We start from the raw sequence: 15539 nt of genomic DNA, 5'->3' as shown, positions 1-15539 counted from the left end.
GCGCGGAGAACCGGCCTCTTCGTCGTCGCTACCTTCTTGCTCGTTCCTCGCTTCGGCGGTGGCTCCTCCTGCAGAGACCGGTGCGCCCCTCGCGCCTTCTGCGGCCTCACGGGTCGGCCGGTGCCCCGCGACGGAGCACCGGCCCCACCACCGCTAGTCCGCGGGCGGGAACACCGTGTCCACGAGGGCGCGCTGCTCCGCCTCGTGCCGCTTGGCCGAACCGGCGGCCGGTGCCGAGGACGCCGGACGCGAGATCCGGGTGAACGGACGGTCGAGCTGCTCGGAGAAGACCAGCGCCACGAACGGCCACGGGCCCATGTTCGCGGGCTCCTCCTGGACCCACAGGACCTCGCCCGCCTTCGGGTAGGCCTTGAGCTGCTCGCGGATCTCCTCGATCGGCAGCGGGTAGAGCCGCTCCGTGCGGATGATCGCGGTGTGCTTGTCCCCGCTCTTGCGGCGTGCCGCGTCCAGGTCGTAGTAGATCTTGCCCGAGCACAGCACCACCCGGCGGACCTTCTCCGGAGCGATGGAATCGTCGGTGATCAGCGGACGGAAGTGGCCCGTGGTGAAGTCCTCGGCCGCCGAGACCGCGGCCTTCAGCCGCAGCAGCGACTTGGGTGTGAACACCACCAGGGGGCGCTCTAGCGGCGACTTCGCCTGCCAGCGCAGCAGGTGGAAGTAGCTCGCCGGGGTGGTCGGCATCGCCACGGTCATGTTCTCCTGCGCGCACAGTTGAAGGAACCGCTCGATACGGGCCGAGGAGTGGTCCGGCCCCTGGCCCTCGTAGCCGTGCGGCAGCAGCATGGTCACGCTGGAGCGCTGGCCCCACTTCTGCTCGCCCGCGCTGATGTACTCGTCGATGACGCTCTGGGCGCCGTTGACGAAGTCGCCGAACTGGGCCTCCCACATGACCAGCGCCTCGGGTCGGGTCAGCGAGTACCCGTACTCGAAGCCCAGGGCCGCGTACTCGCTCAGCAGGGAGTCGTGCACGTGGAACCGGGTGGTGCCCGAGTCGAACCGCTTGAGCGGCGTGTACGACGCGCCGGTCTCGCGGTCCATCAGCGTGGCGTGGCGCTGCCCGAAAGTGCCGCGCCGGCTGTCCTGGCCGACCAGGCGGACCGGGTGGTCGTCCAGCAGCAGCGACCCGAAGGCCAGCAGCTCACCGGTCGCCCAGTCGACCGTGTCGCTCTCCACGGCCTGGGCGCGCCGCTGGAGCTGCGGTGCCAGCCTGGGGTGCGCGGTGAAGTCCTCGGGCAGGTTGACCTGCGTGTCGATGACCCGCTTCACCGTCTCGGCGCTGATCGCGGTCTCGACCGCGGAGTGGTCCAAGCGGCCCTCGGTGAACACCTCGGGCTTGACCACGGCACCGGGTTCGACCGGCCGCTTCTCGACCTCGCGGGTCTCGCTGAAGGCGCGCTCCAGTTCGCTCTGGAAGTCGCGCAGTGCCGACTCGGCCTCCTCCACCGTGATGTCGCCGCGGCCGATCAGGGCCTCGGTGTACAGCTTGCGGGTGGAGCGCTTGGAGTCGATGACGTCGTACATCAGCGGCTGCGTGAACGCGGGGTTGTCACCCTCGTTGTGGCCGCGGCGCCGGTAGCAGACCAGGTCGATGACGACGTCCTTGTTGAACGCCTGCCGGTAGGCGAAGGCCAGGTGCGCGACCCGGACCACGGCCTCGGGGTCGTCCCCGTTGACGTGGAAGATCGGTGCCTGCACCATGCGCGCCACGTCCGTGGCGTACACGCTGGAGCGGCTGTCGGACGGCGAGGTGGTGAAGCCCACCTGGTTGTTCACGATGACGTGCACCGTGCCGCCGGTGCGGTAGCCGCGCAACTGCGACAGGTTCAGGGTCTCGGCGACCACGCCCTGTCCGGCGAACGCCGCGTCGCCGTGGATGAGGATGGGCAGCACCGTGAAGCCGTGCGGACCCTTGTTCAGCAGGTCCTGCTTGGCGCGGACGATGCCCTCGGCGACCGGGTCGACCGTCTCCAGGTGGGAGGGGTTGGCGGCCAGGGAGATGGCGATGCGCTCGCCGTCCTTGGTCTCGAAGACGCCCTCGGTGCCCAGGTGGTACTTCACGTCGCCGGAGCCGTGCGCGCTGCGCGGGTCGAGGTTGCCCTCGAACTCGCCGAAGATCTGCCCGTAGGACTTGCCGCAGATGTTGGCGAGCACGTTGAGGCGGCCGCGGTGGGCCATGCCGATGACGGCCTCGTCCAGCTCGGCGCGGGCCGCACGGGCGATCACCCCGTCCAGCAGGGGGATCAGCGACTCCCCACCTTCGAGGGAGAAGCGCTTCTGGCCCACGTACTTGGTCTGGAGGAAGGTCTCGAACGCCTCGGCGCTGTTGAGCCGGTGCAGGATGTGCAGTTGCTCGTCGCGGTCGAGCTTCTCGTGCTCGCGCTCGACGTGCGACTGGATCCACTCCCGCTCCTCCGGGCTCTGGATGTGCATGTACTCGATACCCACCGTGCGGCAGTAGGTGTCGCGCAGCACGCCCAGCATGTCGCGGAGCTTCATGACCTGCTTGCCGCCGAAGCCCCCGGTGGGGAAGGAGCGGTCCAGGTCCCACAGGGTGAGCCCGTGCTGGAGGACGTCCAGGTCGGGGTGGCGCCGCTGCTCGTGGTCGAGCGGGTTGGTGTCGGCCATGAGGTGGCCGCGCACGCGGTAGGCGTGGATCAGCTCCTGGACCCGGGTGGCCTTGTCGAGCTGGGTGGCCGTGTTGACGTGGATGTCCTGCACCCAGCGGACCGGCTCGTAGGGGATGTGCAGGGAGCGGAAGATCTCGTCGTAGAAACCCTCCTCGCCCAGCAGGAGCTGGTGGATCCGGCGCAGGAACTCGCCGGACTGCGCGCCCTGGATGATCCGGTGGTCGTAGGTGGACGTCAGCGTCATGACCTTGCTGATGCCCAGCTCGCTCAGGGTGTCCTGGGAGGCGCCCTGGAACTCGGCGGGGTACTCCATCGCGCCCACGCCGAGGATGGTGCCCTGCCCGGGCATCAGGCGCGGCACCGAGTGCACGGTGCCGATGCCGCCCGGGTTGGTGAGGCTGATGGTGGTGCCCTGGAAGTCGGGCACGCCCAGCTTGTTGTTGCGGGCCTTGCGGACCAGGTCCTCGTAGCCGCTCCAGAACTCCGCGAAGTCCATCTCGTCGGCGCCCTTGATGGAGGGGACGACGAGCTGGCGGGAGCCGTCGGACTTCTGGAGGTCGATGGCCAGGCCGAAGTTGACGTGGTCGGGCTTGGCCACACCGGGCTTGCCGTCGACCTCGACGTAGGAGTGGTTCATCTCCGGCATCGACTCCAGCGCCCTGACCATGGCGAAGCCGATGAGGTGCGTGAAGGAGACCTTCCCGCCGCGTGCGCGCCGGAGATGGTTGTTGATGACGATGCGGTTGTCGAACAGGAGCTTGACCGGGACCGCGCGCACACTGGTGGCGGTCGGCAGTGCCAGGCTCGACTCCATGTTGGTCGCGGTCCGAGCGGGAGCACCGCGCAGCCGCTCCCGCTTGACTTCGTCGCTCTCGGGTTCGGTGGTCTTGGCGGTCTTCTTCGGTGCCGGAGCCGCGGGGGCCTTGCTCTTCTTCGCCTTCGCGGCCTTGGCTGCCCCTCCGCCCTGCGCACCGGTATCCGCGGGCTTGTAGTCCGCGAAGAAGTTCCACCAGGCCTTGTCAACGGAGTCGGGGTCGGTCAGGTACTTCTGATAAAGCTCCTCGACCAACCACTCGTTGGGGCCGAAATCTGTCAGGGGTTGAGACGCCTCAGACGACACGGCGGAGATCGCCCACTTCCGCAGCTCGCTAGTGAATGTGTACGGACGGGTGGCTGCTGGTGGACCCGGCTCAATGAAGACATGGAACGTTCCCCGCCGTAGCGGGAGGACCTGGGTCCGGCCAGCACTCGTCCTCGTACCAGGCTACTTGTACCCGCTTCCCGGCGGCGACCTTGAGTGGTGTTGAAACCAGGAGGTAGGTAACAATCTTTCACATGTTCATTGCCTCTTCGTAGCGGAGTCTGTACTCAGGGTCCTTGAATTGTCGTAAATGTACATTTTTGTGGTGTTTTTGGAGTGTGAACGGGCAAGCCACTGCCAACCGTCGGGAATGTGGTGTGTCACACCCGCGCCCCCTCTGGACAGGGTCCGGTGACGGGGATCGGAACCGGGGCTCCGAGTGCCCCTTTTCCAGCCGGAGACGGCGGTGCGCGACCGTGAAACGCCGGTCTTCCGCTTCCTGGTGTGCGTATCCGCGTGCTTTCCGGCGTTCCGCCCCACGAACACCTCCAGTCCCTCTACGATCTCCGTACGGAAATCGGGGACGTGAGAAGCCGTACGGCAGGGAGGCGGGCGCGGTGAGGGGGCTCGGAGAACTCGAAGCGGCCATCATGGACGCGCTGTGGCGGTCCGAGGAGCCTCTGTCGGTGCGCCGCGTCCGCGAGAGCATGGTCTACGACCGCGAGGTCGCCTACACCACCGTCATGACGGTCGCCAACATCCTCTTCCACAAGGGCCTGCTCGACCGCGAGAAGTCCGGGCGCGCCTGGGTCTACTGGCCGCGTGAGACGCACGCCGAGTACACCGCCCGGGTCATGGACGAGGTCCTCAACGCCGGCCCCGACCCCGGGGCCACCCTGGTCAGCTTCGTTGAGCGCTTCAGCGACGAGGACATGGCCCGTTTCCACCATCTGCTTGCCCAGGCCCGCGACCGGCGGGGCATCGCCAGCTAGCCCAGGACCCAGCCCCGACCCTCCGCGGAGAGCTTCTCCACCAGGGCCGCGCTGTCGTGCTCCTTGGCGAACAGGTGCTCCGGGCGGGTGATCGGTACGATCCACAGCCACCGCACCGGGTCGCCCTGGAAGGTCAGGCCCGACAGGTCGGGCGGGGCCTGCCCGGTCCCCGCGGCGGCCAGCGGCACGGGATCCTCCAACAGGAGCACCGCGCCCGCCTCGCCGCGCATCGCCCGGTCCTCGGGGTTGTCCAGCCACTTCACGGTGTGGCCGGTCCCGAACCAGGTCACCGCGCGCCAGGGAAACGCACCGATCCACCGGAAGATCCGCGCCGCCCGGTGCGCGGGCATCGTGGTGGCCAGGGCCAGCTCCACCCGCGCATGCCGCGAGGTGTCGGCCATGTACCGGTCCAGCGTGGGCATCCGCTGCCCGCACATCCCCACCGTGGACAGCACCGTGAACGGCCGCTCCGCAGTCGGCGGCCGTTCCGACAGCCGCAGCAGGGGCGGGTGCCCGTCGGAGACGTCCCAGTAGTGGCCGGGCTCGCCCACACGGCGGTTCAGGTGGCCCAGCACCGTGCGCTGGACACCGCGCCAGGCTCCCGCGGCCCGGCGCCAGTCCCAGTACGCCTCGGCGTGCACCACACGCGGCCACAGGTGCCCCCGGACCGAGTCCAGTTCCCAGGCGTAGGCGCTGCGCCCGACCGCCTCGCGCGCGTAGCCGGGCAGTCCGCTGTCGGCCTCCGCCCACCCCGGGATGACCGCCAGCAGCCCTTGCTCGTCTACCAGGGCCACGCCGTCGCCCTCCTCGAACCAGACGGCGCGCAGCGCCGAGGGGTCGAAGCGGGGCAGGCCCTGCGGGTGCTTGGTGTAGGCCTCCGGCATCAGCGGTGCCCGGCCCTCGAACGACCCGCCCTCCTCGTCTGAGGCGGGGGCGGGCTCGTGGTTGGCCAGCCAGACCGGCACCCGGATGCGCCCGCGCGCGTCCAGGAGGTAGGCGGCCGTGGTGCGGGAATCGCACTCGACGACGACACGGCGGCTCTGATAGGGGCTGATCTCGTCGAGAAGGACGTTGATCCCTGACACCGGCCCTCCCACGTGCCGATCCGTGTTGTCGTCCGCGTCGCGGGCGAACCCGCCCGGCCCGTGCCGGACAGTGCGTAGAATCGACCGTAGTGCCCTCGCAGGCGGAGCCGCACCGCAGCCGCGTATAGGTCGTATAACGACCCGGCCGCGCCGCCGGGCCCAGACCACCGACACCGTCTCTTACGGATACCTATGCCCGCCGAGCTCACCTTCGTCGCCCCCCGCCGCGCCCAGCCGCCGCGGCACCTCGCCGACCTCACCCCGGACGAACGGGCCGAGGTCGTCACGGGGCTGGGGGAGAAGCCCTTCCGCGCCAAGCAGTTGGCCCAGCACTACTTCGGCCACCTGGAGTCGGACACCTCGGCGATGACCGACCTGCCCGAGTCCTCCAGGGAGCGCCTGGGCGAGGCCCTGCTGCCGACCCTGCTCACACCCGTCCGCCACATCACCTGCGACAACGGGATGACCCGCAAGACCCTGTGGAAGGCCTTCGACGGGGTGCTGTTCGAGTCGGTGCTCATGCGCTATCCCGATCGCGTCACCCTGTGCATCTCCTCCCAGGCCGGGTGCGGCATGAACTGCCCCTTCTGCGCCACCGGCCAGGCCGGGCTGACCCGCAACCTCTCCACCGGCGAGATCGTCGACCAGGTCGTGGCCAGCGCCCGCGACCTGGCGCGCGGAGAGGTCGCCGGAGGGCCCGGGCGGATCAGCAACATCGTGTTCATGGGCATGGGCGAACCCATGGCCAACTACAAGCGGGTGCTCCAGACAGTGCGCCACATCACCGACCCCGTACCCCGCGGCCTGGGCATCTCCCAACGCGGTGTGACCGTGTCCACGGTCGGCCTGGTCCCCGCCATCGACAAGCTCATCGCCGAGCGGATGCAGGTGCGCCTGGCGATCTCCCTGCACGCCCCCGACGACGAGCTGCGCGACGAGCTGGTGCCGATCAACACGCGCTGGAAGGTCCAGGAGGTGCTGGACGCCGCCTGGCGCTACGCCGGCACGACCGGACGCCGCGTCTCCATCGAGTACGCGCTCATCAAGGACATCAACGACCAGGCCTGGCGGGCCGACCTGCTCGGTAGGCTTCTCAAGGGCCACCTGGTCCACGTCAACCTCATCCCGCTCAACCCCACCCCGGGGTCCAAGTGGACGGCGTCGCGGCCCGAGGACGAACGCGAGTTCGTCCGGCGCCTGGAGTCGCACGGCGTCTCGGTCACCGTCCGCGACACCCGCGGCCAGGAGATCGACGGCGCGTGCGGCCAGCTCGCGGCGGCGGAGAACTGACCGGCTGAGCGACGGAGGCCGAGACCATGGTCGAGACCGCGCTGGCCTTCGCCGTCGCCCTCCTCTCCGGGCTGGTCCCGGTGCTCAACATCGAGGTCTACCTCGTGGGCGCGGCCGTCGCCGTGGACAGCGGCCCCCTGCTCGGCACCGCCATGGCGGTCGCGGCGGGGGCGGGCCAGACCCTGGGCAAACTGCCCTACTACTACGCGGGCCGGGGCACGCTCTCCCTGCGGTGGATGCACCGCAGGAAGAACGACCCCGGCCGCTGGTCGGAGCGGGTGGCCCGCTGGCGCCGGTCGGCGGAGGCGCGGCCGCTGTGGGGCGCCGGGCTGGTCGCGCTCAGCTCGTTCGCCAGCGTGCCGCCCTTCATGGCGGTCTGCGTGCTGGCGGGGACGGTGCGGATGAACGTCGTGGTGTTCTCGGCGATCACCATGGTCACCCGCACCGCCCGCTTCCTCCTCCTGGTGCTGGCCCCCGGCTGGGCGATGGACCTCCTGCCGGGCTGAGCGGCCCCCTCAGACGGAGGGGATCAGCCTTGGAACAACTCCTTGACCCGAGAAGGCCCTTCGAACTCCTCGGGAAGCGCGTCCATCAGCACCTCGTTGACCCGCTGGCCGAGCCACACGTTCGAATTGCGCCGAATGCCCTGCCGTTTGAAACCCGCCTTCTCGTAAGCCCGGATCGCTCCGGTGTTGGGTTCGAGCACGGTCAGCCAGACGCACGCCATGTTCGCGACGTGGAAGGCGTAGTCCAGCACGAGCTTCGTCGCCTCGGTGCCTACGCCCTTGCCCCGGGATTCCCCCATGGCGGCGATGTACTCGCCGTTGCCGCGCGGCTGATCGGTCATCACCTGGGCGATGCCGACGGGCACGGGTTCTGAGCCTGCCAGGTCGTAGACCGTGAACCGGATCTCTCGGTCCGAGGCCCGGTCATAGCCTTCGATGAGGATCAGTCGGGTGGTCTCGATGGGCTGAGGGGTGCGCCGGTTGTAGCCGACGATGGTGGGGATGGTCTGTTCCCACCGCCAGTACTCCTCGACGAGGTCTGCGCGGAGCGGGCCGATACCGGCTTTCTCACCGCGTAGCCAGATCAGGGGATCGCTCACGTGTTCTCCTTCGCGGGTAGTGCCAGCAGTACGGCACACTTGCGGGTACTGTCCGGCTCGGCGACGGCGTCCCCGTCCACCTCGATCCATGCGTGCAACAGGATGGGGTCGGCCATGACGCCGTGGCACCAGCGCACGCTGTGGCCGGTCAGCGCGAGGGCGATGGTGCCGGCAACGGATTCTTCCAGGCAGGAGTGCCAGGGGAGCGGGCCGCGCGTCAGTGTGTCCGGTCCAGGACGGCGGTACGTGCGGCCCAGGCCAGGGCGCTTTGTGCTCGCGGCCTGAGCCCGAGCCGGTTCCAGTGGAAGATCACGTGGTAGGCGAGTACCTGGCGCAGTCCCCGTTGGAGGCTTCCGTCCCGAGCGGCCTTGCCGAGGACGCGGCCGGTGGTGTGGAAGGCTTCGGCCCACGACGCGGCCACCGCAGCCGCTCCGCCTGCTGCGAACAGGGGACCGCCGCTACTGACATCGGCCTGCAGGAGTGCGTGTACATCCCCGGCCATGGCCCGGATGCGTTCCTCGGCGATGTCCTCGGGCAGGGGCCGCTCCTGGGCCACGCGGTGCCACACCTCGCCCTGCTCGTACCACTCCAGCCCCGCGCCGCGGATCAGTGCCGAGCACAGCAGCACGGACAGCTCACGGCGTCCCAGCCCTGGATGGTCCTGTTCCTGCACGGTGAGCACAGCGCGGCTGTCGGCGTGGAAGAGCTCGTGCGCGGCCTCCATGCCCTCGGGTCCGCCGAAGACGATGCTCTCCGGTTCGTAGACCCCCGTCCACCACCGTCGCAGGTGCCCGGCCCGGACAAGAGTGTTCAGCACGGTCTCGATCCGCACCCTCATCCGTTCCTCTCGGTCGGGGGTGCGCAACCGGAGCCGCCAACAGGGGTGCTTGCGGATGTACCACCACGACAGGCCCGCCTCGGACTCCAGCAACCGCAGGGTCGGCACCAGGCGCTCGGCCGCGACCCCGTCGGCCCGGTGCCAGTCGGCGAACTCCAGGTAGAGCTGCCACCACGGATCGCGCGCCTCCAACGCCTGGTGCCCGGCCCGGCAGAACAGCGCGACGTCGGCCGCCACCGCGACCGGGTCGGCACCGGACGCGGCGGCGGCCTCCGCCACGGGCGTTCCCCGCAGCACCGCCAGAACGGCCTCACCGCTACGGGACACCTTCCCTGCCGGGGCTGTCAGTCGATCAGCAGACACGAGTCCCACCCCGATTCCGGATCCGTACCGCGCTCCGCGGTCATCAGCGCCAGCGCGGCCCCCGCGTCCCCTTCCAGGAAGTCGTCCGTACCCGGGCGCCGGTCGACGTGCTCGACCAGACGGTCGGCCAAGCCCGCCAGGTGACGGTCCAGACCGGGGGTGGCGGCGTCGCGGGCGGTCCGCCACACGGTCTGGTACACCCCCGCCCACCCGTGGCACAGGCCGGCGTCGGTGACACGGCTCATCTGCTCCGGGTCGGACAGGCACAGGTCCAAGGCGTTCTCGAAGAACGCCTGCCGGTCCCGATCGCCGAGGGCCGCAGCCGCGAGCTGTCCGGCGCGGGCGATCCCGGGGGTGCCGTAGCACCAGGAGGGCCGCGCCGGACCCGGCTGCCGTGGAACGCCTTCCCCCAGGTCGTGGACGGTCAGGTGCTCGGGCCACCAGGGGCCCCGTTCCCCGGGCTGGCACCACCGCTCCAGGTGGCCGCAGACGGTCTCGATGGCCTCGGCCTGCCCGTCGACGGTGACGCCGCGCCGTTGGGCCTGGCTGAGCAGCAGCAGCGGTCCGGTGATGCCGTGGGCGACCCCGAGATTGCCGTGCCCCTGCGCGAAATGGGCCGAGGAGCCCCGGTGCGGGTCGTGGGAGACCCACCAGCCCGGCCGCCCCTCAAACTCGCCGGGCATGGGACGGGTGAGCGCGACCAGGTAGCGCAGCACACTCTCCAGAGCGTTTCCCTCCGGGGCGCTGCGCAGCAGGTACGCCCCGATGCCGGTGAGCCCGTAGAACACGTCGTATTCACCGAACGTGGACAGTTCGCCCCGGCCGATGCGCGCCATCGCGGCCCGGGAGCGGCGGTGCGCCAGTTCGGCCACGTGCTCGTCGAGAGCGGCTAGGGCCTCGGCGTAGCGGTCGGAACCGGAGGCCGCGCGCAGCACGAACGCGACGGCCGGTGCTCCCAGGAACAGCCCGGTGGTGTCGGCGGCACTGATCTGTGTGGCGGCGACGGCGGTGACCCACCGGTGGGCGTGCTGCCACGTGCCCCGTCCGGTGTGGGCGCGTTCGATGTGCAGCAGGGCCGTTCCCGCCGCGCCTTGGGCTAGGGACTGGTCCATCCACGGATCCGTCGCAGGGCGCGGCACGTCCAGACGCGCGGCGATACGTTCGGCGGCCTCGGCCGCGGGAGCGGCCGGACTCGGTACGGGCACCTTCATGGGGACCTCCACTCGGTGTGGAACAGGGCGATCGCCCGCGCTGTGCGGATCGTGGCCGCTTCGCTGTCGGGACCGATCTCCAGTGCGCGCACGTGGTGCAGGTGCACCAGGGAACGCAGGACGCTGTGGGGGTCGCGCTCGGCGGCCAGGCGTTTGCGGTAGCCGGACAGTGCTGAGGCCCGCTCGGCCCAGGCCTCCGCCACCCCGTCGAGCCGCAGCAGCGACTCCCCGGCAGGGGAGGCCAGGTCCAGGGCTCGGCTGCGGACGGCGCGGTCGACCGGGCCGGGGGTATGGGCCAGGTCCTGGGTCAGCCACACCAGTCCCGTCTCGGGGGTGTCGGTGAAGCCGGTGGCGAGATCGACGATGCTGGCCGCGGTCAGGGCCAGCGGATCGACCCCCTGCCCTTGGGCGGCGCGGATCTGGGCCAGGGCCGCGGCAGAGTCGGCCGCGAACACGGCCTCGGCCGCCTCCATCGCCTCCCCGTGGCCGAAACGCCCGGTCTGCGGTTCGTAGGCGGCCAGTTCCAGGTGCGCCAGCAGGCGCTGGTGCCGCAGGTCCCGTGCCCAGGCGTGCACCTGCTCGACGGCGGATCCCCCGGAGTGTTCTGGACCGAGGCGCAGGTACAGCTCCAGGTACCGGTCGGCGTCCGGCCGGGACAGGTCGCGGTGTCGCCGGAACCACCACAGCGCCGAATCCGGAAGGAGCGAGGTCAACGCGGGCAGGTGGCCGGTGAGGATCTCGTCGAAGCGGTCGGGGTGGGCGTACAGGTGGGCCCTGGTGACGGAACTTCCGGGCAGGTGCGCCGCGTCGACGCAGACCGGGCGCACCGGACCGGTGCGGTGCACAGAGCCGGACCCGCTGGCACGCAGCGGGAAGAGGAGTTCGTGGGAGCGGCCCAGCCATGCCACCTGCTCACGGGTGGCGGTCTCGCGCAGTTCCACCTGGCCGTGGGCGGCCAGCCGTTGGCGGAGCAGGTGGCGGTGCACTGGGTGGGACAGGTCCAGGGGAAGGTGCCGGTCGTGTTCGACCAGTGCCGCCCGGTCCGGGACGTGCCACCGCGCGCGCCAGCGGTCGAACCCCTCGTCCCACACGGGCCGGTGCTGATCGAATCGGGGGAGGTCGCGTGCGTCCAGCCGCCACCGGGCCGGGGAGAGCACGATGTTCCCGTACCGCACGCGCGGCAGGAACGGCATCTGCGCGGCGGCGCCGAAGTCGAAGCCCCCGTAGACCGCGTGGCGCGCGTTGGCGACCTCGGCCAGGAAGCGGGCCAGCGGCGGGGTGTGGGTGCCCGCCTCCAGGGCGTGGGGCACACGGAGTTCGAGACGCTGCCCGGTGGACAGGCGCAGCAGGTGGAACCGGTGGGCGTCGGCGCTCACCGCGATGTCGTCGACCCCGATCACGTCCGGGCCGGGCGGGTGGTGCTCGGCCAAGGGGACGATGTGCGGGAGGAGCCGAGAGGTGCGGGTGATGTTCTCGTTGCGCCGTTTGCGCGGAGGGAACGTCAACTGCGCCGTGACCGTCCCGGCTTCGGGAGACCGGAAACCGTGGGCGAGCGCCTCGTGGTCCTCCTCCGGGAGCAGGTGGGCGAAACGGCCGGCCATGCTGCTTGCCGGGCGCGGCGCCCCGGTCACGGCCACCGTGTACGCCCCCTTCTCGATCGCCCGTGGTGTGGGGGCGTGGATCTGGACGCACACCTCCACCCGTGGCGGGGGAAGGACCTCCTCTCCCGAACCGGGCCCCAGGGCGGTGACCGTGGAATCGGTCAGGACGATCTCCCCCTCTTCGGCGGCCTGGGCCTGCTGCACCAGACGCAGGACGGTGTGGTCGCGTTCGGACAGCATGCGGGGAGGGCGGCCACGGGAGGCCCCCAGGTATCCGGCGGGCCACCCCAGCCCGCTGTCGGCCACCAGTTCCAGCACGGGCACCACCGCTCCCGCGCCGTAGCGTGCGCGGAAACGCGCGTGGTAGTCGCGCCACTGGGCCGACCCGAACGGCTCGGGGGTGAGGCGGGTCAGGACGTCGGCCGCCTCCTCCACGGTGCGCACCACCCGTTCGGGCAGAGCGAGGCGGCAGTCGAGCACGGTGTCCGCGATGACGGGGACCGGTGCCACGTCGGAGAGTTCCCGCATCCGCTCCAGGACCGGAACCCGTTCAGACCAGGCCGTGTGCCGCACCGGGTGGGCGAGGCGGCTCCGGACGGTGTGGAGGTCGGCCACCAGGTCGGCGATCTCGTCGATGTTCTCGGCCCGTACGGCGGCGAGTGTGTCGCACAGATGGGCGAGCGCGTCAGTGCAGGACATGGGCGCCCACAGGTCGGTCAGCAGCAGGTGCTGGTCGATGAGGCCCTCCAGCAGCGCGGTGATCTGCTCCCCGGCCACGTGGGGGAAGCCGAGGGTGAGGTGTTCGCGCACACGTTCGTAGCGCACCGGGGTGCGGGCGATCTCCAGCGCCAGTGCCACGGGTGGGCTGTGGCGTACCGACACTTCGACCGGGGCCGCGCGCAGGGAGTGTCCGTCGGCCGATTGGCCGGGAACGACGTACCGTGCTCCGCGCACCTGCCCGGTGTTGTTGGCGGCCACGTGCAGCCGCTCCACCAGGGCGGGGCACCGGTGCAGACGGGCGATGATGTCGGACAGCCATTCGGAGTCGGCCCGCAGGGCGACCCGGTGGCCGTCGCCCCAGACCGTGTGGGCCGCTGCACCGATGGAGACCGGCGCGGTTCCCGCGAACAGGCCGAACGGGGTCGGACGCTCCCAGCGCGCCAGGTACGACACCACCGACAGCAGTGTCTTGCGCACCCTCCGGTCGTCGAGGCGGCGGCCGGACAGGGCGCCGGTGATCTGGGAGCACAGCCCCGGGTTGGCCGCGGACAGCGCATCGCGCACCTCCCGGCGCTCCCACAGTCGCGCCAGCCACTCCAGCCCGCGCGCGGGTGAGTGTTCCGACACCAGGTCCTCGGGGACGTCCAGGTCTTCGGGGCTCGTACTGGCACGCAGCAGCGCCCCGCCCGACCACTCGTAGGCACGGGGGGATCGTTTGGCCATGGTGCAACCTCGCGTCCTCGGCACGGGCAAAAGGGGGAGAGGGCGGCGGGCAGTCGGCGAAGAGGGCGTCGACCGCCCGCCGCGCTGGGTCGGTCAGACCGGGTCGGAGACGTAGGAATTGCAGGCCGACGCCGTCCCCTGGCACGTGTTGCCGCAACCGTCGCCGGTGTTGCACATCAGCTTGCCGACGGGGTGGGTGGCCACGACCACGCGCACGTCCAGCGCGAAGTCGTCCTCGGACACGGCGGGCCGTTCGGCCAGGGCCGCCGAGCCGCCGGCGGTGGAACCGATCATGCGGGTCACTCTCCTTGTGTTGAGGTCGGAGGGAACACCTGGCCCCGGCCCTGGTCGGACGCCGGAGGCCAGGAGAACGTGATGCGGCAGTGCCGCTTGGTGATGACCGCCTCGCCGGTCAGCCGCTCGGCGGGCGTCGAGGCAGGGAAGACTTCGATACGCGGCCCCGGCCCTCCGCGCTGGTCGCGGTGCCATGCGCGCACGTGCTCGGCCACGGTCTCGGCGAACGCCTCGCTGCCGGGGCCGAAGGCGTGCACCCCGTATTCGACCGAGGTGTCGTCCGGTGTGCGGCGGGTGGCGAGGTAGGCGAAGTCGCCGCCCGCGACAGCTGCCATGGAGGAACGGCGGTTGCTCGGGGCGACCAGCCCGGTGTCCAGTTCCGGGTCCACAGCCATGGTGCAAAAGCCCGGCAGGTGGGTGGCCAGATACAACTGCAGGACACCGATCGGTTCCTGCAGCAGGGCCGTCGCCCCGGTCCACGTCTCGGCGCGCGGTGTGCGCACCGCGTTGTCGAGCCTTTGTGGGTCGGCAGGCGTCTCGTCGTCGAAACGCAGCCCGATCTCCTCGGTTCCGTTGACCAGCAGCAGGGTCTCCCTGTGCTCCCCGGCCCCCTGCATGGGAACGAAACCGCACACGTGGGCGGAGTCGCCGACCAGGCGGTCCTCGGCCTTGGCGAAGCCGATCGAGCGCGTGAGGTTGCGCATGCGCAGTGGAACGACGAGGCGTCCCTCCTCGGCCAGGTTCTCCACCCAGCCCGGAGGGATGTCCCACGTTCCGACGGTGACGATGATCCGGTCGTAGGGGCCGTGTTCGGGAATCCCGCTCTCGGCGTCGGCGGTGATCACCCGGACCCGGTCGTAGCCGTTCTCCGGCAGCAGGGACCGGGTCCGATCGGTGACCTCGGGGTCGATGTCGACCGTGGTGACCTCACCGGAGGGGCCGACGATCTCCGCGATGAGGGCCGCGTTGTAGCCGCCCGAGCCGATCTCCAGGACACGGTGTCCCGGCCGGAGCCGGGCCTGTTCCAGCATCATCGCCTGGATCTGGGGCGCTGACACCGAACTCAACTGGACACCGCTGCCGTCCGTCTTGGTGATGACCGCGTTGTAGGGGTGGTAGACCTCCTCCAGTGGTGTCCCGGGGGCGAACCGTTCCCGAGGTACCGCGAGCATCGCCTCCTCGACGCCGGGGGAGACGATCGTTTTGTCGTCGACGAGCCGGGCGACGAGTTCTTCGCGCAGATGCGCGGCCTGGGCGGAATCGACGGTCGCGGCGTCTTTCATGGAATGGCTCCCGGGTCGTTGTCGGTACGGTCCTGCGGCCGGTACAAAAGCCGGAGGAGCGGGCGTCTCACGTCTGACGCACCGCAGGTCCTCACACGGTGTCGTGGGAAGTATCGTCGACCACGGAAGAGGGCACCATGCGATGACGCATATGCGCCTTCACGGGTATCCGATGTGTTCGATTCACCGCACTTCAACAGCGAGGACGCGACCGTGATCCTGGCACCCCTCAAAGATCACGAAAACGACAAAACTGGCAAATAGCTCTCTTTTGCGAAAGGCCGCCATGATCTGCGGGAACTGCG

General features: G+C 70.4%; 12 protein-coding genes. 3 read left to right on the top strand and 9 right to left on the bottom strand.

What is annotated here, in order from left to right; all coding sequences use genetic code 11:
• Positions 1–153 precede the first annotated feature (153 nt).
• Positions 154–3768 carry a multifunctional oxoglutarate decarboxylase/oxoglutarate dehydrogenase thiamine pyrophosphate-binding subunit/dihydrolipoyllysine-residue succinyltransferase subunit gene (locus B042_RS0111505; RefSeq protein WP_036554725.1) on the bottom strand — a complete coding sequence of 1205 codons (3615 nt, stop codon included), beginning with the start codon at positions 3766–3768 and terminating at the stop codon, positions 154–156.
• 578 nt (positions 3769–4346) lie between these two features.
• On the opposite strand from B042_RS0111505, the gene B042_RS0111500 reads away from it, so the two are divergent.
• Positions 4347–4721 (top strand): BlaI/MecI/CopY family transcriptional regulator, encoded by a 375-nt coding sequence (locus tag B042_RS0111500; protein WP_028648416.1) that lies wholly within the window; start codon positions 4347–4349, stop codon positions 4719–4721.
• Here B042_RS0111500 and B042_RS0111495 read toward each other — a convergent pair.
• The gene (locus B042_RS0111495) at positions 4718–5806 is read right to left on the bottom strand and encodes a suppressor of fused domain protein (RefSeq protein WP_028648415.1); all 1089 of its coding nucleotides are present in this window, start codon (positions 5804–5806) and stop codon (positions 4718–4720) included. The genes B042_RS0111500 and B042_RS0111495 overlap by 4 nt on opposite strands.
• A gap of 192 nt (positions 5807–5998) precedes the next feature.
• Here B042_RS0111495 and rlmN point away from each other — a divergent pair, with 192 nt between their 5' ends.
• Both rlmN and B042_RS0111485 read left to right on the top strand, forming a co-directional pair.
• The gene (rlmN, locus tag B042_RS0111490; protein WP_028648414.1) at positions 5999–7096 is read left to right on the top strand and encodes a 23S rRNA (adenine(2503)-C(2))-methyltransferase RlmN; all 1098 of its coding nucleotides are present in this window, start codon (positions 5999–6001) and stop codon (positions 7094–7096) included.
• Between the two features lie 26 nt (positions 7097–7122).
• Entirely contained in the window at positions 7123–7602 is a 480-nt protein-coding gene (locus B042_RS0111485) for a membrane protein (RefSeq protein WP_028648413.1), read from the top strand.
• A 23-nt stretch (positions 7603–7625) separates the two neighbouring features.
• Here the strand turns inward: B042_RS0111485 and B042_RS0111480 are convergent, their stop codons facing one another.
• The 7 genes from B042_RS0111480 to fxlM all read right to left on the bottom strand — a co-directional run bounded on the left by B042_RS0111480 (position 7626) and on the right by fxlM (position 15234).
• Positions 7626–8201: a GNAT family N-acetyltransferase gene (locus B042_RS0111480; protein WP_028648412.1), complete on the bottom strand. Its 576-nt coding sequence runs from the start codon at positions 8199–8201 to the stop codon at positions 7626–7628.
• Positions 8198–8422 carry a lasso peptide biosynthesis B2 protein gene (locus tag B042_RS26515; RefSeq protein ID WP_255342339.1) on the bottom strand — a complete coding sequence of 75 codons (225 nt, stop codon included), beginning with the start codon at positions 8420–8422 and terminating at the stop codon, positions 8198–8200. The genes B042_RS0111480 and B042_RS26515 overlap by 4 nt, the downstream gene beginning before the upstream one ends.
• On the bottom strand, positions 8419–9366 hold the full coding sequence (locus tag B042_RS0111470; RefSeq protein ID WP_231493939.1) for a thiopeptide-type bacteriocin biosynthesis protein: 948 nt from the start codon (positions 9364–9366) through the stop codon (positions 8419–8421). Before B042_RS0111470 ends, B042_RS26515 begins: the two co-directional genes overlap by 4 nt.
• Positions 9367–9383: 17 nt before the next feature.
• On the bottom strand, positions 9384–10613 hold the full coding sequence (locus B042_RS0111465; protein ID WP_036554723.1) for a lanthionine synthetase C family protein: 1230 nt from the start codon (positions 10611–10613) through the stop codon (positions 9384–9386).
• On the bottom strand, positions 10610–13657 hold the full coding sequence (locus B042_RS0111460; protein WP_028648409.1) for a lantibiotic dehydratase: 3048 nt from the start codon (positions 13655–13657) through the stop codon (positions 10610–10612). Before B042_RS0111460 ends, B042_RS0111465 begins: the two co-directional genes overlap by 4 nt.
• A gap of 93 nt (positions 13658–13750) precedes the next feature.
• Positions 13751–13951, bottom strand: coding sequence for an FxLD family lanthipeptide (locus B042_RS0111455; protein WP_028648408.1), 201 nt, complete (start codon positions 13949–13951; stop codon positions 13751–13753).
• A gap of 5 nt (positions 13952–13956) precedes the next feature.
• Positions 13957–15234, bottom strand: a complete 1278-nt coding sequence (fxlM, locus tag B042_RS22910) for a methyltransferase, FxLD system (protein ID WP_051415639.1) — start codon at positions 15232–15234, stop codon at positions 13957–13959.
• Between the last annotated feature and the right edge of the window lie 305 nt (positions 15235–15539).

This window comes from Nocardiopsis sp. CNT312, assembly GCF_000515115.1.
In the GTDB taxonomy this organism is placed as follows: Bacteria; Actinomycetota; Actinomycetes; order Streptosporangiales; family Streptosporangiaceae; genus Nocardiopsis.
The sequence above is the reverse complement of the archived record's forward strand: the minus strand, read 5'-3'. Positions and strand labels throughout refer to the sequence as shown.